This is a genomic window from Streptomyces sp. ID05-39B (assembly GCF_033794725.1).
In the GTDB taxonomy this organism is placed as follows: Bacteria; Actinomycetota; Actinomycetes; order Streptomycetales; family Streptomycetaceae; genus Streptomyces; species Streptomyces bobili.
Genome location: NZ_JARGEF010000091.1, coordinates 1 through 21,329, shown reverse-complemented (window position 1 = coordinate 21,329; position 21,329 = coordinate 1). Strand labels below are relative to the sequence as shown.

The window sequence follows — 21,329 nt, the reverse complement described above, 5'->3', positions numbered from 1 at the left end:
GCAGATGGACCTGAGCACGGGGCACCGCACGATCCGGCTCTCCGCAGTGCCGGGCGTCCTCACCGTCACCCTCGACCGCCCGGACGCGCAGAACAGCATCGACACCGCGATGATCCGGGAACTGCACGCGGCGCTCGACACGGCCGAGGCCGACCCGGACTGCCGGGTGGTGGTGCTGACCGGCGGCGACGGCGTGTTCTGCACCGGCATGGACCTGCTCGGGGCGGCCGCCGAGGGCCGCCCCGACCGGGAGCGGGCGGCGCAGGGCGGCGCCGAGTTCCTCGGCCTGTTGAAACGCCTCACCCTCACCCCCCGGGTGGTGGTCGCCACCGTCGACGGCCGGGTGGCCGGCGGCGGCGTCGGCCTGGTCGCCGCCAGCGACTTCGTGCTCGCCACGCCCCGCACCACGTTCAGCCTGCCCGAGGCGCTGTGGGGCCTGCTGCCGTGCAGCGTCGCCCCGTTCCTGATCCGGCGCACCGGCTTCCAGAAGGCGTACGCGATGAGCCTGAGCACTTTGCCGGTGACGGCCGATCAGGCACTGCTGTCCGGCCTGGCCGACCAGCTGGCCGACCCGCTCCAGCCGGCGCTGCGCAAACTCGCCTACCGGGTCATGAAGGTGGAGGGCGCCACGGTCGGCGACCTGAAGCGGTACTTCGCCAAGATGTGGATCATCACGCCGGAGGTCGAGCGCACCGCGATCGACGAGTTCGCCCGGCTGATGTCCTCCGACGGCGTCGGCCGCCGGATCGCCGACTTCGCCGAACGGCAGCGCTTCCCGTGGGAGGGCGGCTCGTGATGCGGCGGACCGCGTGGCTCTTTCCCGGCCAGGGCGCGCAGCGCCGCGGCATGGGCCGTGACCTGTTCGACCGCTACCCGGAGGCGATGGCCGCCGCCGACCGGATCCTCGGCTTCTCGGTGCGCGAGCTCTGCCTCGACGACTCCGGCGGGCGGCTCACCGACACCCGCTACCTGCAGCCCGCGCTGTTCGTCGTCAACGAGCTGACCCGGCGCGCGTACGCGGCCCGCGAACCCGCCCCCGACTACCTCGCCGGACACAGCCTCGGCGAGTACAACGCGCTGCTCGCCGCCGACGCCTTCGACTTCGAGACCGGACTCGCCCTGGTGGCCCGCCGCGGCGAACTGATGGGCCGGGCCACCGGCGGCGCGATGACCGCCGTGGTCGGTCCCGGCGTCGCCCGGATCGCCGGTCTGCTCGCCGAGGCCGGCGTTGACGACGTCGACCTGGCCAACCTCAACTCCGCCGAACAGGTGGTGCTCTCCGGCCCCGTCGAGTCGCTGCGCCGCGCCGCCGGGGCCGTCACCGCCGCGGGCGCGGGCCGCTGCGTCCCGCTGCGGGTCAGCGCCGCCTTCCACTCCCGTCACATGGCCGACGCCGCCCGCGAGTTCGCCGCCTTCCTGGACGGCTTCGAGTTGCGCGACCCCCGTATCCCGGTGATCGCCAACGTCACCGCCCGGCCCTACCGCCCCGGCGAGGTCCGCCGGCTGCTGGCCGCCCAGGTGCACAGCGCGGTCCGCTGGTCCGAGAGCATGCGCCACCTGTTGGCGCAGGGCGTCCACCAGGTCGCCGAACAGGGCCCCGGCCGGGTGCTGACGGGGCTGTGGGACGCGGCGGTGAAGGAAGCGGCGGTGAAGGAAGCGGCGGTCAAGGAAGCGGCGGTCAAGGACACGGCGAACGGGCCGGCGCCGGAACCGCAGGCCGCCGCGGGCAGCGCCCCGGGGCCCGCGGAGGCCGGAGAGGCCGGAGAGGTACCTGACGGGGCATCCGCCGCCGGGCGGGCGGCACCCGCCGTGTCTGGTTCGGTTGCGGCCGTCGGCCTGGCGTCTGCCGTGCCCGCCTCGGCACCGGCCGCCGGTCTGGCGCCTTCCGCTTCCGCTTCCCCTTCCCCTTCCCCTTCCCCTTACCCTTCTCCGTCCCGGTCCGGCGCGGTCGCGGGCCCGGCGGCTCCTGGGGCCGGGCGTTCGGCCGACGGTATGACCGCACTGACCCCGGAACGGCTGGGCTCGGCCGCGTTCCGGGCCGACTACGGGGTGCGCTACGCGTACCTGGCCGGGTCGATGTACAAGGGCATCGCCTCCACCGAACTGGTGGCCAGGATGGCGCGGGCGGGGCTGCTCGGGTACTTCGGGACCGGCGGACTGCGCACCGAGCGGATCGAGGCGGCGATCGCCACGCTCCGCGGCGAGCTGGGCCCGGACGGCAGCTTCGGGATGAACCTGCTGCACGCGCTGCACGACCCGGAGCTGGAGGAGTCCACCGTGCGGCTGTTCCTGCGGCACGGGGTGCGGTTCGTCGAGGCGTCGGGCTTCACCCGGCCGACCCGGGCTCTGGTGCTGTACCGGCTGAGCCGGGCGCACCGGGACGGCGCGGGCCGGGCCGTGGCGCCGAACCGGCTGCTGGCCAAGGTGTCCCGGCCGGAGGTGGCGACGGCGTTCATGGAGCCCGCGCCGGAGGCGCTGGTGCGGTCGCTGCTCGACGACGGGCTGCTGAGCGCCGCGGAGGCCGAGGCGGGCCGCGCGCTGCCGCTGGCGGGGGAGGTGTGCGCGGAGGCCGACTCGGGTGGGCACACGGACGCCGCGGTGGCGTACACCCTGATGCCCGCGATGACGGGCCTGCGGGACTCGATCGTGGCCGAGCGCGGCTACCCCGACGGCATCCGGATCGGCGCGGCGGGCGGCCTCGGCGCGCCGGAGGGCCTGGCGGCGGCGTTCGTGCTGGGCGCGGACTTCGTGGTCACCGGATCGGTCAACCAGTGCACCCCGCAGGCCGGGACGTCCGACACGGTGAAGGACCTGCTGGCGCAGGCCGACGTCCAGGACACCGGGTACGCGCCGGCCGGTGACATGTTCGAGATCGGCGCGCGGGTGCAGGTGCTGGGGCGCGGCACGCTGTTCGCGGCACGCGCCAACAAGCTGTACCAGGTGTACCGGCAGTACGACGGCCTGGAGTCGATCGACGCCAAGCTGCGGCGGACGATCGAGGAGGGCTGGTTCCGCCGCGACCTCGAGCAGGTCTGGAAGGAGACCCGCGAGTACTACCTGCGGGTCGGCCGCCCGCAGGAGGTCGAGCGGGCCGAGCGGGACCCCAGGCACCGGATGGCGCTGGTGTTCCGCTGGTACTTCGTGCACAGCACCCGGATGGCGATGCGCGGCGACCCGGCCGAGCGCGTCAACTACCAGATCCACACCGGCCCGGCGATCGGTGCGTTCAACCGCTTCGCCGCCGGGACCGCGCTCGCCGACTGGCGCAACCGCCACGTCGACGCCGTCGCCGAGGCATTGATGGCCGGCGCGGCCCAGGTCCTCCGAGACCGTTTCTCCTCACTGGGCCGATAAATCGCCGGCCTGCTCAATAGTGAGCTGCGCAGTTCTCCGGATAAATGACCTAATTGTGCTGCGGGAAGAAGAAATTCGAACCATTCGCCAAGGAGTCCTTTCATGACCGAGAAGGCCGATTCCGAATTTTCCACCCCGGTCGCGCAGCAGCAGACGTCCATTCCGGTCACGGATATCCTGCACTCGGCGAACGCCGGTGTCGTGGTCGAGCGCGTCGGGCAGCTGCGGGCCGAATTCCGCTCGGAGGGCAGGCAGTTCGCCCGTGAGCTGTCCGAGTACCTGAACACCCAGTACGTCGGCGTGGCGACCACCTTCGTCTACGAGGAGACCTTCGGGACCAAGGACACCCTGCACTGGCTTCTGCACATGCGCTCCCTGGAGGCGTACGAGACCCTCGTCCGGATGGGCTCCCAGGACGAGGGCTGGCGCGAGGTGATGTTCCGCAACCGCATCCCGGAGGAGCGCGGCGGAGGTTCCTGGGACCGGATGTTCCTGGACGGCGGCCTGAAGGAGACGGTGCTGATCCCGCAGAGCTTCGGCATGTACGGCACGGCCGACACCGAGCTGTCCTCGGTGGTCGACGACGGTGGCCTGGACCGCTTCGTGGTGCCGACCGCGGAGCACCAGACCTCGCAGAAGCCCGATGAGCTGCTGCACTCCGCGAACTCCGGCATCATCATGCACCGCACCGGCGAGCTGAAGTACGAGTTCCGGGCCGAGGGACGGGAGTTCGCCCGCGCGCTGACCGAGAGCTGGAACGCCTCGCTCGGCGGCGAGGCGACCATCTTCCTCTACGAGGAGGCGTTCGGCCTGTCCGACCGGATCCACTGGTTCATCCACCTGCGGAAGCTGACCTCCTACTACAACCTGATGGGCCTTCGGGCGCGCACCATGCCGGCCGCGCGCGAGGTGTTCACCAAGCAGTGGATCCCGGAGGAGAAGGGCGGCGGTGGCTGGGAGCGGATGTTCGTCCAGGGCAGCTTGCAGGACCTGGCCCTGACCCCGCAGCACTGGGGCATGTACGCCACCAAGATCGCCGCCGCCCAGGACTGACCGTCCCCGCGGGCTTTCGGCCGCCCGCCCCGCGAACCCGTACCGGATGGGAGATCCGCCATGGTTTCCGGCAAGACGCTGCACCAACTCTTCGAAGTCCAGGCCGCCAGGACGCCGGACCGCGTGGCGGTGAGCGGGGCGGACCGCGCCCTCACCTATCGCGAACTGAACGCCGAGGCCGACGCGGTGGCCGCCCGGCTGCGGGCGGGCGGCGCCGGCCCCGACCGGCTCATCGGCCTGTGCGTCGACCGCAGTGCCGACCTGGTGGTCGGCCTGCTCGGCATCCTCAAGGCGGGGGCCGCGTACGTGCCCGTCGACCCGGCCTACCCCGCCGACCGGGTCGCCTTCCTGCTCGACGACAGCCAGGTGTCCGCCGTGGTCTCGGTGTCCCGGGTCGCCGAGCGCCTCACCCACTGCGAGGCCCCGGTGGTCTGGCTCGACCGCGACACCGAGGCACCGGCCGCACCGGCCGCGCTCGCCACGGTCGAGGAGTCCCGGGAGAGCGACCTCGCATACGTCATCTACACCTCCGGGTCGACCGGCGTTCCCAAGGGCGTTCTGGTCGAACACCGCAACGTGACCCGGCTCTTCGAGCAGACCGCCGACCTGGTCGGCTACCGAGCCGACGACGTGTGGACGCTGTTCCACTCGATCAGCTTCGACTTCTCGGTCTGGGAGCTGTGGGGCGCGCTGCTGCACGGCGGCCGCCTGGTGGTGGCCGGCACCGAGACCGTCCGCTCCCCGGAGCTGCTGCACAAGCTGCTCGCGGACGAGGGCGTCACGGTGCTCAACCAGACCCCGTCCGCCTTCCGCCGCCTGGTGGGCGCCTCCACCGCGACGCTGCCCGCGCTGCGCCTGGTGGTGTTCGGCGGTGAGCGCCTGGACGTGAAGCTGCTGGAGCCCTGGTTCGCCCGCTACGGCGACGACCGGCCCGCCCTGGTCAACATGTACGGCATCACCGAGACCACCGTCCATGTGACGGCCCGTGCGATCACCCGGGCCGACCTCGACGAGCCCGGTGTCAGCCCGATCGGCCGCCCGTTGCCCGAGGTCACCCTGCACCTGCTCGCCGAGGACGGCAGCCCGGTCGCCGACGGCACTCCCGGTGAGCTGTACGTCGGCGGTACCGGCGTGGCCCGCGGCTACCACCGCCGCCCCGAGCTGACCGCCGAGCGCTTCCGCACCGTCGGCTCCGGCGCGGACGCCGTGCGCCTGTACCGCTCGGGCGACCGCGCGGTGCGCACCGCCGACGGCGAGTACCTGTACGCCGGCCGGGCCGACGACCAGATCAAGATCCGCGGTTTCCGGATCGAGCCCGGCGAGATCGAGGCGCTGCTCGCCGACGACCCGCGGCTGGCCTCGGCGATCGTCGTCCCGCAGGACCACGGCGAGGGCGACGTCCGCCTGACGGCCTACCTGGTGCCGCCGGCCGGCGCCGAGATCGACGACGAGGCGCTCGGCCGGCTGGTCGCCGAGGTGTCCTCCCGGGCCTCGAACACGCTGCCCGAGCACATGCGGCCCTCCGCGTACCGGCTGATCACCGAGGTGCCGACCACCGCGCAGGGCAAGGTCGACCGCTCGGCCCTGCCCACCCTGCGACACCGGCAGGCCCCGGCCGGCCGGGCGGGCGGCGGCGCGGAACTGACGCCCACGCAAGCCCAGGTCGACGCGATCGTCACCGAGGTGCTGGACCGGCCGGGCATCGGCCTCGACGACGACCTGTTCGAGCACGGCGCCACCTCGCTGGCGTTCATGCGGGTGATCGCCTCCGTCAACCGTCGCTGGAAGCTGTCGCTGACCGGCGCGGAACTCGACGCGGCGACCGTCCGCCACCTGTCCGCCTGCGTGGACGCGCAGGACCCGAAGTGAATGAAGAGAGGAGCACCACCGTGCCCGAGGTGACCGGCGGTTTCACGCTGACGCCCGAGGAGCGTGCCAGCTTCCACGAGCGCGGCTACTTCGGCCCGTTCAAGGTGTACGAGATCGAGGAGATGCAGCGCCGCTGGCGGGTCGAGCGGCTGAGGCTCATGGACCGCAGCAACGCGGTCTACCAGGACGAGGCGGCGCAGTCCGGCAACACCAACATCTCCAACTACGACCGGCACCTGGACTCGCAGTTCCTCGCGGACCACATCTGCCGGCCGGAGATCGTCGGCCGGGTGGCGAGCGTGCTCGGGCCCGACGTGCTGTGCTGGCGCAGCGAGTTCTTCCCGAAGTACCCGGGTGACGAGGGCACCGACTGGCACCAGGCCGACACCTTCGCCAACGCCTCGGGCGAGCCGCAGATCCTGTGGCCCGACGAGCACAAGGACTTCGGCGGCACCATCACCGTGTGGACGGCGTTCACCGAGGCGAACGAGGACAACGGCTGCCTGCAGTTCATCCCCGGCACCCACACCCGGATGAACTACGACGAGACCAAGAAGATGCACTACACCCCGGACGCCATCAACCAGGTGGACAAGGGCGGCATCCGCCGCGGCTTCTTCGGCTACGACTACCGCGAGCTGCAGGTCGACCCCGACTTCAAGCCCGACGAGTCGCAGGCGGTGTCGATGGTGATGCGCCCCGGCGAGGCGATCATGTTCTGGTCGACCCTGATGCACGCCTCCTGGCCGCACAGCGGCAAGACCGACGAGATGCGCCTGGGCTTCGCCGGCCGGTACGTGCCGACCTCGGTGCGGGTCTACCCCGACACCGAGCAGATCGAGGAGTACGGCGGCACCGTCTCGCTGGAGCGCTACGGCGCCGTCCTGGTCGGCGGCGAGAACCGGTACGACCACAACCGGATGGCCACGCGGACCACCCTCGGCCACCCGTTCACCACCCGCTGACACCGACCGACACCGACCGGAAGGCGTTCGAGCCGATGACCGAGCACCAGGCCCGGGCCGCCGCGGCCGCACTCGCCGAGGCGGTGCACGGCCTGCGGGCACTGGCCCCGCGTCTCGACCCGCCCGCCCGGGTGGCCGCTCCCGCCGGCCCGCGCGCCCAGCTGCTGGTCGCGCTGGCCGAGCGGCTCGGCGTCCCGCTGGCCGTCGGGCCGGCCGCCCCGGACGGTGAGAGCGGCGTCTTCGAACAGATCATCGGCGAACGGCTCGGGCCGGCCCTCGGCCGGCCCGAGCTGGACGACCTCCCGAAGGACCCGGCCGAGATCACCGGGATCGCCGACCGGGTGGCCGCCGCCTCCTTCGACAGGTTCCGCACCGCCTCCGACGCCGTCGCACCCGACGGCGCCCGGATACCCGTCTACACGGCCGGCGACCCGGCCGCGCCCGCGGTCCTGATCGCCTCCGCCTGCGGAATGCCGGCCGAACTGTGCCACAGCTGGCTGGAACTGCTCGGCGGCGAATACCGGGTCGTCACCTGGGAGACCCGCGGCCTCTTCGCCGACGAACCCGACTTCGACGCACTCGCCTGGGACACGGAGGCGCAGGCCGAGGACGTCTTCGCGGTCATGGACCACCTCGGCATCCGCACCGCCCACCTGCTGGGGTTCTGTGGCGGCAGCGTGATCGCGCTCGCCGCGGCCCGCCGCAGCCCGGAGCGGATCCACTCGCTCAGCCTCTGGCACGGCGCGTACGAACTCGGCCCGGACTCACCGAAGCTGGACCACCACCGCAACATCCAGGCGCTGATGGCCATGGCCGCGGAGGACCGCGACACCGCCGCCGCCGTGCACGCGGTGTTCCTCGGCACCATGCTCGGCGGCACCCCGCCGGACCTGGCCCACCTGGTGCTCTACCCCTTCGCCACCGCCGAACTCTTCTACCGCTACTGCCGGTTGAACGGCGCGATCACCGACATCGACGTCAACCCGCTGCTGGTCGGCGTCGACCACCCCACGCTGGTGGTCACCAGCGAGGACGACAGCACGGCCAATCCGCTCGGATCGGCCGAGGTGGCCCGGCGGCTGCCCAACGCGACGCTCAGCGTCGAGCCCACCGGCGATCACATCTCACTCTTCAAGTTGGGCGGCCGACTGGGCGAACTCGCGCTGGGCTTCCTGCGCGAGCACCCCGGCGGCCAGGCCGCCCCGCGCTGAGACGGGACTCACGTGGAAACGAGCAACGAGACAGGGATGACGGCTGTCCGGACCCTGCACCGGATCCTGGCCGAGGTGCGCCCGGACGGAGCGCAACCACTGCCGCCGGGCGGACTGGCCGACTGGGGCCTCACCTCGCTGGCGCTGACCCGGCTGTGGGCGGGCGTACGGCGCGAGTTCGGCCTCGACCTGCCACCGGCCTGGCTCGCCGCCGCCACCCTCGACGAACTCGTCGCGAGGGTGGCGGCGAAGACCGCCGAGACCGCCCCGCGAACGGCCGCCGAGACCGCCCCGCGACCCGCTGCCGAGACCGCCCCGCGCCCCGCCGCCGAGGTCCGCGCCGACGAGCGGGAGCCGTTCCCGGTCACCGACCTGCAGCAGTCCTACCTGGTCGCCAAGTGCAGCGACCTGGGCGGTGAGGCGGTCGGCTGCCACCTGTACCGCGAGTTCGCCGTCCCCGACCTCGACCCCGACCGGCTGCGGCAGGCCTGGCAGGACCTGATCGACCAGCACGGCATGCTCCGCGCGGTCGTCGACGACGACGGGCGCCAGCACATCCGGCCGGCAGCCGACGACTGGCAGCTGCCCGTGCACCCACCCGGCGGCGCCGAGGACCGCGACACCGTCCGCGCCCGCCTCTCGCACCGCTGCTACCGGCCCGGCGAATGGCCGCTGTTCGCCATCGAGGTCACCCGCACCGCAACCGGCCCCGACATCGTCCACCTGAGCCTGGACACCCTGATCACCGACGGCCACGGCTACGCGGTGCTGCTCCAGCAGTGGCACCAGCGCTACCACCGCCCCGAGCAGCCGCTGCCCGCCGCCGGACCGTCCGTCGCCGAACTGGTGCCCGCTCTGCTCGCCGAACGCGGCACGGACGCCCACCGAGCGGATCGCGACTACTGGGCCGCCGAACTGGCCGAGCTGCCGGCCGGGCCCGCCCTGGTCGCCCCGGTCCTGGCCCCCGTCCCCGCCGGCGGCTGCCGCGAACGCCGCCCGCTGGACGCCGTACTGCCCGCCGCCCAGTGGCAGGCTCTGACCGCGCGGGCCGTCCGGCTCGGGGTCTCGCCGACCGCCCTGGTCCTCGCCCTGTTCGCCGAGGCGCTGGACCGCCGGCACCCGCAGCAGCGCACCGCCCTGGTGGTCACCACCAGCAGCCGCCCGTACCTGCCCACAGAAACCCCCCACACGGTCGGCCCGTTCACCTCGACCGCGGTCCTGGTCCTGGAACGCGAGGCCGACGAGACCCTCGACGAGCAGGCGGCCGCGGTGCACGCCCGCCTCGGCGAACACCTGCGGCACGGCCTGGTCTCCGGCATCGAGGCACTGCGCGAACAGCGCACCGGCCCGCCCGCGCCCGCCGTCGTCTTCACCAGCCTGCTCAACGTCGGCCCGCCGCCCGGCGTCGCCGGCGGCTTCGGCGCGGCCATCGAGTACGGCGTCAGCCAGACCACCGACGTCGCCCTCGACCACCAGATGTGGGAGCAGGACGGCGCACTGCGCTACCGCTGGGACATCGACCCCACCCGGTTCGCCCCCGGCGCCGTCGAGACCGCCTTCGCCGCCTTCGGCAACGCCCTGACCGCCGCCTGTACCGAAGCCGCCCTGGACCCCCGGCCGCCCCGCGCCCTCCAGGAGGCGTACATGGTCGCCCGCACGGTCCCCGGCGACGGGCCCACCGAGGGCTGCCAGTGCTACCAGAGCTTCGAGGTCGACGCACTCGACGTCGACGCACTCGCCGACGCGCTGCGCCGCCTGGTCGACGGCCACGCCGTACTGCGCACCGCTTTCGCCGCCGACGGAGTGAGAGTCCGTCAGCACGGCCTCGAGCAGTGGTCCGTTCCGGTGATCCAGGCCGGCGACCCGGCCGCGCACCCCGCACTGCGCGATGCGATCCGCGAGGAGATGACCAACCAGGCCTTCCCGCTCGGCAGTTGGCCGCTGCTCGACGTGCGGGTGACCCGCGACGACGGCGGGTCCAGCGTCGTGCACTGCGCCTTCGACCTGCTGGTCGCCGACGGCCTGAGCATCCACCGCCTGTTCCGCGACCTGTGGCGGCTGTACGCCGACCCGGCCGCCCGGCCCGTACCGGCCGGATCCGACCCGGTCCCCGCGAGCCCCACCGCCGAACAGGCCCTCTACTGGCGTCAGCGGCTCGCCGAGCTGCCCGCCGGACCGCAACTCGCCCCGCCCGGCGGCCCCGCCCGCGCCGGCCGCGGCCGCACCCGCCTGGCCGGCCGGATCGACGGCTACCGCCGGCTGGTCCGCCGGGCCGCCGAGCACGGCCTGCACCCCGACCACCTGCTGCTCGCCGCACTCACCCGGGCCGTCTCCAGCCGCACCGAACAGCCCTACGCACTGCCCGTGGTGCTCTGGCCGGAGAGCGCCGAAGCCGCCCGCCCCGGCGAGCACTCCTTCATGACCTGGGTCACCGCCGCGCCCGCCGAACTCCCGCTCACCGCCACCGCGGCCCGCTACCGCCGCGTCCTCGACGCCGACCTCGCCGAGGGCGGCTCCGGCGGCCTCGGCGAGATGCGCCGCCAGGTGCTCCGCGGCAGCGACGCCGCCTACCCCGTGGTCTACACCGCCCTCGTCGACCTCACCGACCGGCCGCTGCCGGACGGCGTCCACCAGGGCGAATGGCTGACCAGCACCCCCGGCTGCGCCCTGGACAGCGTCGCCGTCGCCGAGGGCGACGAACTGCGCTACTGCTGGGACATCGTCGACGCCGACTTCCCGGCCGGCCTCGCCGAGCAGATGTTCGCCGCCTTCGAGAACGACCTGCGGCTGCTCGCCGACGACGCCACCTGGGCCGAACACCCCAGCGGCGGGCTCACGGCGGAGGAACGGCACACCGTGCTGTACACCTGGAACGACACCGGCGTCCCGGTGCCCGACGACGGCCCCGTGCACCTGATGTTCCAGCGCCAGGCCGTCAGCGCTCCCGAAGCGGTGTCCCTGCGCTGGCGCGGCGGCACCATGACCTACGGGGAACTCAACCGCCGCGCGAACCGGATCGCCCACCGTCTGATCGCCGCGGGCGTCGGCCCGCAGCAGCTGGTCGGCGTGCGGATCCGGCGCACACCCGAGATGGTCGCCGCCCTCTACGGCATCCTCAAGGCCGGCGCCGGCTACCTGCCGATCGACCCCGCGCTGCCCGGCGCCCGGGTCACCGCGATGCTCGAACTCGCCCGGGCCACCACCGTGCTGACCACCTCCGACACCCCGGCCCTGCCGCTGCCCGCCGACGTCACCGCCCTGAAGACCGACAGCGACCCGGCGATCACCGGGCCCGCCGCCCGCGAGGACGACCCGGAGACCCGCGGCACCCGGGACGACACCGCGTACGTCATCTTCACCTCCGGCTCCACCGGCACCCCCAAGGGCGTCCAGGTCGCCCACCGCTCGGTGCGCAACCTGCTGAACTTCTGCCACCGCACCTTCGAGCTGCGGCCGTCCGACATCGGACTCGCCGTCACCTCGCTCAGCTTCGACCTCTCCGTCTTCGACATGCTCGGCCTGCTCGGCGGCGGCGCGGGCGTCTACCTCGCCGACGAGACCCAGCAGCGCGACCCGCAACTGCTGCTCGACGTCCTGCTCTCCGAGCCGATCACGCTCTGGAACTCGGCACCCACCACCCTGCACCAGCTCACCCCGCTGCTCACCCCCGGCACCGGCGACCCCGCCGCCGGCCACCTGCGGATCGTCGCGCTGGCCGGCGACTTCATCCCGCTGTCCCTGCCCGGTGCGATCCGCGAGGCGTTCCCGAACGCCGAGACCATCGCCATGGGCGGGCCCACCGAGACCACCGTCTGGTCCAACATCTACCGGGTGACCGGCGTCGACCCCGGGTGGCGCAGCATCCCCTACGGCAAGCCGATCGACAACACCCGGCACTACGTGCTCGACGAACGCCTCGAGCCCTGCCCGATCGGCGTCGAGGGCGACCTGTACACCGGCGGGGAATGCCTGGCAGTCGGCTTCTGCAACCAGCCGGAACTGACGGCCCGGCTGTTCCTGCCGGACCCGTTCGCCGGCACCCCCGGCGAGCGGATGTACCGCACCGGGGACCGGGCGCTCTGGCTCCCCGACGGCAACCTGCAGATCGCCGGGCGCGGCGACCGCCAGGTGAAGATCCGCGGCCACCGGGTCGAACTCGGCGAGGTCGAGCACCGCCTGCGCACGCACCCCGCCGTGCAGGAGGCCGTCGCCGTGCTGCGCGACAGCGAACCGCCCGGCAACGACGCCAAACTCGTCGCGTACGTCATCACCGACCCGGCAGCCCCGGCCGTCACCGCCGCCGAACTGCGCGCGCACACCGCCGAGGCCCTGCCCGGGTACATGGTGCCGAACTTCGTGGCGCTGCTGCCGTCCTTCCCGGCCACCGCCAACGGCAAGCTGGACCGCGGGGCGCTGCCCTGGCCGCTGGACACCGCACCGCTCGCCGGACCCGAGGCACCGTCGACTCCGGTCACCGAAGCCGCCCTCGTCGAGGCACCGCCCGCCCCCGCACCAGGTCTCCCGGCCGTGGCGGGGCTGGCCGAGGAGGTCGCGGCCATGTTCGCCCGCCACCTCGGCGTCGACACCGTCGACCAGGCGCGGGACCTCTGGGACCAGGGCGCGACCTCCTTCACCATGGTCCAGGTCTCGGCCGGGCTGCGTCAGCAGTACCGGCAGCGGGTGCCGGTCTCGGCGCTGATCTCCGAGCCGACCGCCGCCGGCATCGCCCGGATCCTCGCCGAGCGCCTCGGCCTTCAGGCCCAGCCCGAACCGGCCGCCGCCCCCGCCGTGCCGGAACCGGAGACGGGCCCCGCCGCCGTGGACATGTTCTCGCCGCAGGAGCGGGACGCGTTCAAGGCCGCCTCCTGGAACCTGCGCCGCCCCGCGCCCGGCGCACAGCGCGTCGCGCTCCCGGAAGCGACGGTCCACCCCGCGTACTACGACTGGCGCGGCAGCCGCCGCGACTACCGGGACACCCCGTTGCCGGCCGAGGCGCTCACCCGGCTGCTCGGCCTGCTGCGCGAGGCCCCGGCCAAGGGCGGCACCCGCCGCCTGTACCCGTCGGCCGGGGACACCTATGCGGTGCAGGCGTACGTGCATGTCAAGCCGGACGCCGTCGACGGGCTGGCCGGCGGCATCTACTACTACGACCCGCGCGGGCACGCGCTGGAACTGGTCAACGCCGAACCTCGGATCGACCGCGCCGTGCATTTCTACTACAACCGGCCGGTGTTCGACGGGTCCGCGTTCGGGATCTTCCTGATCGGTCAGACCCGCGGGATCGCCCCGCTCTACCAGGAGGTCGCCGAGCGCTTCCTGATGCTGGAGGCCGGATACATCGGGCAACTGCTGATGACCGGTCAGGCGGCCTGCGGCATCGGGCTCTGCCCTGTCGGCACGCTGACCTTCGACGACATCCGCGACCAGTTCGCCCTCGACGACGGCCACGTCTTCCTGCACTCCTTCATGGGCGGCGGTGTCGACCGGACCGGCACCGCCGAACTGCGGCCACCCTTCGCCGAGCAGCCCGCGCGGGCCGGGCAGGCCGAGCAGCCAGAGCAGGCAGAGCAGCCAGAGCAGCCCGCGCGGGCCGCGGACGGCGCGGAGGTGAAGCCCCCCGAGGTCGCGGTGGTCGGCATGGCCGGTCGCTTCCCCGGCGCCGAGGACCTGGGGCAGTACTGGGAGCAACTGCGCACCGGTCAGTGCGCCGTCGGCCCGCTGCCCGCAGGGCGGGGCGTCGCCGAGGACGGCCGGCTGCCCGCCGGGCTGCACGGCGGCTTCCTCACCGACATCGACAGGTTCGACAGCCTGCACTTCCGGGTCGCCCCGGTCGAGGCCGCCGCGCTCGACCCGCAGCTACGGCTGCTGCTGCAGACCGTCTGGACCTGCCTGGAGGACGCCGGTCACACCACTGATTCGCTGCGCGCCACCGCGCCCCGGGTCGGCGTGTTCACGGCGGCCATGTGGCACGACCACCAGCACAGCGGCAAGGAGACCTGGGACGCCGACGCAGCCGCCCGGGTCGCCGCCCTGGCCGGCGACATACCCGGCCGGATCTCGCACCACTTCGGCTTCGACGGCCCGAGTGTCGCCGTCGACACCGCCTGCTCCTCCTCCCTGACAGCCCTCCATCTCGCCGCCGAGGCCATACGGCGCGGCGAGTGCGACGCTGCCGTGGTCGGCGCGGTCAACCTGGTCGCCCACCCGTACCACCTCGCCCTGCTCGCCGAGGCAGGACTGCTCGCCGAGGGCGGGCCGGTCCGGGCCTTCGCCGCCGACAGCTCCGGCTGGTGCCCCGGCGAAGGCGTGGCCGCCGTCCTGCTGCGCCCGGTGGCGGCCGCCGACCGGGACGGCGACCGGGTCCGGGGCGTGCTGGAGGCCACCTGGATCGGACATGCCGGCGGCGGCGGACGCTTCGGCGTGCCCAACCCGCAGGCGCTGGCCGGCTCGTTCGGCACGGCCCTGGAACGGGCCGGTATCACGCCCGCCCAGGTCGACTACGTCGAACTCGCGGTGGCCGGAGCGGGAATGGCCGACGCCGCCGAAGTCGAGGCGCTCGCCACGGTGTTCGCGGGCAGCCCGGTGCTGGCCGGGACGGTGAAGCCGAACATCGGCCACCTGGAGTCCGCCTCGGGCCTGTCCCAACTGCTCAAGGTCCTGCTGCAGTTCGAGCACGGCCGGATCGCCCCGACGCTCACCGCGAAGCGGCGCAGCGACCTCGTCGACTGGGACGACCTGCCGCTGCGGGTCCCCGAGCAGCTCGTCGACTGGCCGTCGGCCGCGACCCCCCGCCGCGCCGTGGTCAACGCGGTCGGCGCCTCCGGCGCCTACGCCCACGCGGTGCTGCGGGCCGCACCGGCCGCCGCCGACGGCGGGCCCGCGGCCACCGCCCACGGGTACGCGCCCGGCCGGCAGGCGGTGGTGCTGTCCGCCGGCTCCGCCGACGGCCTGCGGCTCGCCGCCGAAAGGCTCGCCGCGTACCTGGAGAACGGCGCGTCGCCGGCTCTCGCCGACCTGGCGTTCACCTTGCAGGACGGCCGCGTCCCCATGCCGCACCGTCTCGCCGTGGTGACCTCCGACCTCGCCGAAGTCCGCGCCGCACTGCGTGAGTTCGCCGCTGGGCGGACCGCCCCGTCGCTGGCGGACGCGGTGGCCAACCCCTGCCGTCCGGTGGCCGAGCTGGTCCCGGCGCACGCCGACGCCGCGGCCGCGGGGTGGCTGCGGGGAGAACCCGTCGCCTGGCACACCCTGTGGTCGCCCGGCCGCCGCCGGGTGCCGCTGCCGGGCACGGTGTTCGCGGGGGAGGAGTACCGCCTGACCAAGCCCGCGCGCCCCGCGACCAGGGAAGCGCCGGCGACAGCGGCCGCGCCCGCACCCGTCGCCGAGATACCGGGCGCCGTCCAGCGGTACGTGCTCGACGTCTACGCCGAGGCGTCCGGCATCCCCGTCGAACGGCTCGACCCCCAGGTGCAGTTGGAGCACTACGGCCTCACCTCGTACGTGGTCGGGCTGCTGAACGCCCGCCTCGCCGAGGACTTCGCCGAGCCCGTCTCCCGCACCCTGTTCTTCGAGCACCAGGACCTGGCCGGCATCGCCGCCGAACTCGCCGCCCGCGCCGACGGCCCCTGGCAGCCCGCCAGGACCGAGGCCACCGCCGGCCGGCGCGAACCTGCCGTGAACCGGCCCGAGGACACGGCGATCGCCGTCGTCGGCCTGGCCGGCCGCTACCCGAAGGCGGCGGACCTGGACCGGTTCTGGCAGCTGCTGGAGCAGGGCTACGACGCGATCGGGCCGCTGCCCTCGGACCGGCACCGGCCGGGCTGGCCCGTGGACCTGATGTGGGGCTCGTTCCTGGACGGCATCGACAGGTTCGACCCGCTGTTCTTCGCCATCTCCCCGCGCGACGCGGTCCTGATGGACCCGCAGGAACGACTCTTCCTCGAGGTCGCCTGGGAGACGCTGGAGGACGCCGGCTACACCCGTGCCCGGCTGCGCGAGCAGCACGGCGGACGGGTCGGCGTGTTCGCGGGCGCGATGTACAACGAGTACCCCTTCCTCGGCGTCGAGCAGTCACTCGCCGGCCCGGCCGCCGACACCGGATCAGCGCTCGCGGGAATCGCCAACCGGGTCTCGTACTTCCTGGACCTGAACGGCCCCAGCCTCACCGTCGACACCATGTGCTCGGCCTCCCTGACGGCCGTTCACCTGGCCGTGCGCGCGCTTCGCCAGGGCGAGTGCGAGGCCGCGCTGGTCGGAGGCGTCAACCTGTCCGCGCACCCGCACAAGTTCCGCCAGCAGCACCGGCTGCGCATGGCGTCCACCGACCACCGCTGCCGCAGCTTCGGCGCCGGCGGCGACGGCTTCACGCCCGGCGAGGGCGTCGGCGTGGTACTGCTGAAACCGCTGGCCAAAGCCCTCGCCGACGGCGACCGGATCCACGGCGTGATCCGCGGCACCGCCGTCAACCACGGCGGCCGCACCAGCGGCTACATGGTGCCGAACCCCGTCGCCCAGGGCGAGTTGGTGGCCGAGGCGCTGCGCGACGCGGGCGTCGAGGCCGGCAGCATCGGCTACCTGGAGGCGCACGGCACCGGCACCGCGCTCGGTGACCCCGTGGAGATCAACGGACTGGCCCGCGCGTTCGCCGGGGTCGGGGCGGGGACGTGCCCGATCGGCTCGGTCAAGTCCAACATCGGCCACCTGGAGGCCGCCGCCGGGCTGGCCGGACTCACCAAGGTGCTGCTGCAACTGCGGCACCGCAGGCTCGTGCCCTCCCTGCACGCCGAGCAGCTCAACCCCGACATCGACTGGGTGCGCAGCCCGTTCACCGTCCAGCACGAGGCCGCGCCGTGGCCCGTCCGCCACACCGCCGACGGCGCCCCGGTGCCGCGCCGGGCCGGACTGAGCGCGTTCGGCGCGGGCGGGGCCAACGCCCACCTGGTGATCGAGGAGTACCTGCCGGATCCGCCCGCCGAGGCGGCCGGCCCGGCCGGCCCGCAGCTGTTCGTGCTGTCCGCCCGGGACGAGCAGCGCCTCACCGAACTCGCGGCCCGCTGGGCCGAGTTCCTGACCCGTGCGGAGCTGCCGCCGTTCGCCGACCTCGCGCACACCGCGCAGTCCGGTCGCGAACCGCTGCGTGAACGCCTCGCCGTCGTTGCCGCCGACCCGGCCGAGCTGCGCGGGAAACTGCTGCGCTTCCTCGACGGCGACAGCAGCGGGGTCGTCCGCGGCCGCACCCCGGGGGCCGACGCACCCGCCGGACCGCACCCCGCCGACGGCTCGTACCGTGACCTGCTCTCGCTCGCCCGGCACTGGACGTCCGGCGGCCGGGTCGACTGGTCCCGCCTGCACACCGGCGACCGGCCCCGCTGGGCCGCCGCCCCCAGCTATCCGTTCGCCCGCGGACGCTACTGGCCCGAGCCCGCGACGACCGTGGAGGATCCACCCGTGCCGGAGCCCGACGGGCGGCAGCCCCTGCTCTTCACCAAGAGCTGGCGGAGCGCCGCGCAGCCCCGGCCCGAGCCGGTGACCGGACGGATCGTCTGCCTCTACACCGACCGCTCCCGGGAGACCGCCCGGCAGGTCGCCGAGGCCTTCGGGCGCGACCGGGTGATCCTGGTCCGTGAGGGCGGGCCCGCCGACGGCGACGCCGGGTTCACCGGCGAGCGGGACGCGATCGCCCTGCTGGACGGCCTCGCCGACCGGCACCCCGACCTCACCGGCTGGCTCGACCTGAGCGAACTCGACCGTCCCGTCCACGAACCCGGCCCCTGGACGGCCCGACTCGGCGCCCTGCAGCGTCTGCTGGTCCGCCGCCCCGGCACCGGGCTGCGGATCGTGCACGCGGTGCGCGACCGCCGCGGCGCGGACGGCCGCCGCATGGCGGGCGTGGTGCGGCTGCTCGGCGCGGAGTACCGCACCGTCCGCGCCACCGTCGTCGAGAGCGACGCCGGGCCCGCCGAACTGGCCCGGCAACTGCTCGCCGAATGGGCGGGCCACGAGCCCACCGCCGAGGTCAGGCACCGCAGTGGCGAGCGGCTGGCGCCCGTGCTGGAACCGGTGGGGGTTGCGGCCCACGCCGAGTTCCCGGCCGACCCGGCCAAGGTCTACCTGGTCACCGGCGGCACCCGGGGCATCGGCGCCGAGGTCGCCCGCCGCCTCGTGGAACGGGGCGCTCGCCGCCTCGCCCTGACCGCCGCCCACCCGCTGCCGCCACGCCACCGCTGGGCGGCGCCCGAGCTGACGGACCGCGAGGCGATCGCGGTGCGCAACGTGCAGGCGCTGGAACGCGCCGGCGCCCAGGTGATGCTGCACGGCGAGGCCCCCGTCACCGACGCCGGGCTCGGCGCGTTCCTCGCCCAGGTCCGCAGCTCGCTCGGCCCGGTCGAGGGCGTGGTGCACTGCGCCGGACTGCCCAGCCGGGGACGGCCCTCCTTCGTCCACAAGGCGGTCGCGGACATCGCCGAGGTGTTCGAGCCGAAGACGGCGGGCGTCGAGCTGCTGGTACGGCTGTGCGCCGCCGTCCAGCCCGAGTTCTTCGTCCTGATGTCCTCTGCCAGCACCCTGGTTCCCCGTCTCGGCGCGGGCGTCAGCGACTACGCCGCCGCCAACGCGCACCTGGAGTACCTCGCCGACCGGACCCGCACCGGCCGCACCCGCTTCCACAGCGTGCACTGGCCGACCTGGCTCGGCACCGGCATGGGCGCCGGCCAGCCGGACGGCTGCGCGCCCGCCGGGCTGGACGCGATCACCGTCGAGGAGGGGCTGCGGGTACTCGAAGCCGTCCTCACCGGCACGCTGCCCGCCCAGCTGCTGCCCGCCGTCCCGCTGCCCGGACGCTTCGACCCGGCGACCCTGCTGCACGCGAACCGCGCGGCGGCGGCGCCCGTCGACGCACCGGCCGCCACGGTGGCCACGGCTGCCGTGACGCCCTCTGACGTGTCGTCGGCCACGGCTGCCGTGACGCCCTCTGACGTGTCGTCGGTCGCGGCTGCCCTGGCGCCCTCTGACGTGTCGTCGGTCGCGGCTGCCCTGGCGCCCTCTGACGTGCCGTCGGTCGCGGCTGCCCCGATGCTGTCCGACGCGCCGCCGGACTGGCTGCTCACCCTGTTCTCCGAGGCGCTGGGGATCCCGCTGCCCGACCTCGACGCCACCGCGCCGTTCGCCGACCTGGGTGTGGAGTCGGTGATGCTCGGCGAACTCGTCGAACTGATCGAGCAGCAGACCGGCAGCAGCCTGGAGCCGGCCGTGCTGCTGGAGCACCAGACCCTCGAACGGCTCGCCGCCCACCTCCGGAAGGCCGGACTGGACCGCACGGCCGTCGGCATCCCGTCAGCTCGCGGGCATGCGCCGGCCGGACCTCCGACGGCGGTCACCCAGCCCTCCCCGGTCGCGGCCCCGGCTCCGGTCGCGGCCCCGGTCCCGGCTCCGGTCCCGGCTTTGGCTCCGGCTCCGGTTGCGGGCGTGGTCCCGGCTCCGGCTCCGGTCCCGCTTCCGGTCGCGTCGCAGGAACCTGTCGACCGCAGGATCGCGATCATCGGCCTGGACTGCAGGTTCCCCGGCGCCCCCGACCCCGACGCCTTCTGGGCCGCCCTGGCGGCGGGCCGGGACTGCATCACCGAGATCCCGCCGAGCCGCTGGGACCATCGGGCGCTGTACCGGCCGGAACACCGGATCGGCAGCAGCATCAGCCGGTGGGGCGGTTTCGTCGACGGCATCGAGGATTTCGACCCGGAGTGGTTCGGGATGACCGAGGAAGAGGCCCGGTGCCTCGACCCGGCGGTCCGGCTGGTTCTCGAAGGGACCGTCAACTGCCTTGCCGACGCGGGGTACCGGACCGAAGAGCTGCAAGGCCGCGAGGTCGGGGTGTTCGTCGGAGCCCGCCTCGGCGACTACGGCCGGCGGATCGGCCTGCGCTCCGGCGCGGCCGCGCTCGGCGGCGACCAGAACTTCGTCGCCGCCCGGGTCGCCCACCACTTCGACCTGCACGGCCCGAACCTGGTCGTCGACAGCGCCTGCTCCTCCGCCCTCGCAGCGGTCCAACTCGCCTGCCGCAGCCTGCTGGAGGGCGAATCCGAACTGGCGATCGCCGGTGGCGTGGACATCCTGCTGGACGAGCGCCCCTACCTGGAGTTCAGCGCCGTCCGGGCGCTCTCGCCGACCGGACGGTGCGCCACCTTCGACCGGGACGCCGACGGCTTCGTGCCCGGCGAGGGCTGCGGCCTGGTGCTGCTCAAGCCGCTCGCCCGGGCGATCGAGGACGGTGACCGGGTGCTCGCGGTGGTCGACGCGGTGGCCGTCAACAACGACGGCCGCACCATGGGCCTGACCACGCCGAACCCGGTGGCCCAGGCCAAGGCGATCCGCCGTGCGCTGGCCACCGCGGGAATGTCCGCGGAACGGGTCGGCATGGTCGAGGCGCACGGTACGGGCACGATGATCGGCGACCCGATCGAGCTGCGGGCGCTGACCGACGTCTACCGGGAGACCACCGACGCGCGAGGCTTCTGCGCGATCGGCAGCGTCAAATCCAACATCGGCCACCTGCTCAGCGCGGCCGGCGCGGCCGGGCTGGTCAAGGCGGTACTGGCACTGAGGAACCGGCAGCTCGTGCCGACCCTGCACTGCGAGAACCCCAACCCGCGCTTCGACTTCGCCGACTCCCCGTTCTATCCGAACACCGCCCTGCGGGACTGGCCCGACCCCGGCCGTCCCAGGGTCGCCGCCGTCAGTGCCTTCGGGCTCGGCGGCACCAACGCCCACCTGATCGTCAGCGAGCCCGACGCGCGGACGGTCGCCGAGCACCCGCCGACCCGCCACCCGCTGCCCCGGCCGGCCTTCGCCCGCCGCCGGCTCTGGCTGGAGGCCCCGTCCGCGC

The 21,329-nt window shown here is 74.0% G+C and carries 7 protein-coding genes; all 7 read left to right on the top strand.

What is annotated here, in order from left to right; all coding sequences use genetic code 11:
* Positions 1-4 precede the first annotated feature (4 nt).
* Positions 5-796, top strand: coding sequence for an enoyl-CoA hydratase-related protein (locus P1P75_RS20610; protein WP_319257483.1), 792 nt, complete (start codon positions 5-7; stop codon positions 794-796).
* Positions 796-3,354: an ACP S-malonyltransferase gene (fabD, locus tag P1P75_RS20605; protein ID WP_319257481.1), complete on the top strand. Its 2,559-nt coding sequence runs from the start codon at positions 796-798 to the stop codon at positions 3,352-3,354. Before P1P75_RS20610 ends, fabD begins: the two co-directional genes overlap by 1 nt.
* A 102-nt stretch (positions 3,355-3,456) precedes the next feature.
* Positions 3,457-4,407 (top strand): DUF6039 family protein, encoded by a 951-nt coding sequence (locus tag P1P75_RS20600; protein WP_319257479.1) that lies wholly within the window; start codon positions 3,457-3,459, stop codon positions 4,405-4,407.
* 60 nt (positions 4,408-4,467) lie between these two features.
* Entirely contained in the window at positions 4,468-6,276 is a 1,809-nt protein-coding gene (locus tag P1P75_RS20595; protein WP_319257478.1) for an amino acid adenylation domain-containing protein, read from the top strand.
* Between the two features lie 20 nt (positions 6,277-6,296).
* On the top strand, positions 6,297-7,241 hold the full coding sequence (locus P1P75_RS20590; protein WP_319257476.1) for a chlorinating enzyme: 945 nt from the start codon (positions 6,297-6,299) through the stop codon (positions 7,239-7,241).
* A gap of 35 nt (positions 7,242-7,276) precedes the next feature.
* Positions 7,277-8,452 carry an alpha/beta fold hydrolase gene (locus tag P1P75_RS20585; RefSeq protein WP_319257474.1) on the top strand — a complete coding sequence of 392 codons (1,176 nt, stop codon included), beginning with the start codon at positions 7,277-7,279 and terminating at the stop codon, positions 8,450-8,452.
* A gap of 36 nt (positions 8,453-8,488) precedes the next feature.
* On the top strand, positions 8,489-21,329 hold a 12,841-nt coding region (locus P1P75_RS20580), incomplete at its 3' end, for a non-ribosomal peptide synthetase (RefSeq protein ID WP_319257471.1).

Coding starts and splice junctions, on each gene's coding strand:
- P1P75_RS20610 (WP_319257483.1), top strand. CDS start 5: ATGGACCTGAGCACGGGGCACCGCACGATCCGGCTCTCCGCAGTGCCG.
- fabD (WP_319257481.1), top strand. CDS start 796: ATGCGGCGGACCGCGTGGCTCTTTCCCGGCCAGGGCGCGCAGCGCCGC.
- P1P75_RS20600 (WP_319257479.1), top strand. CDS start 3,457: ATGACCGAGAAGGCCGATTCCGAATTTTCCACCCCGGTCGCGCAGCAG.
- P1P75_RS20595 (WP_319257478.1), top strand. CDS start 4,468: ATGGTTTCCGGCAAGACGCTGCACCAACTCTTCGAAGTCCAGGCCGCC.
- P1P75_RS20585 (WP_319257474.1), top strand. CDS start 7,277: ATGACCGAGCACCAGGCCCGGGCCGCCGCGGCCGCACTCGCCGAGGCG.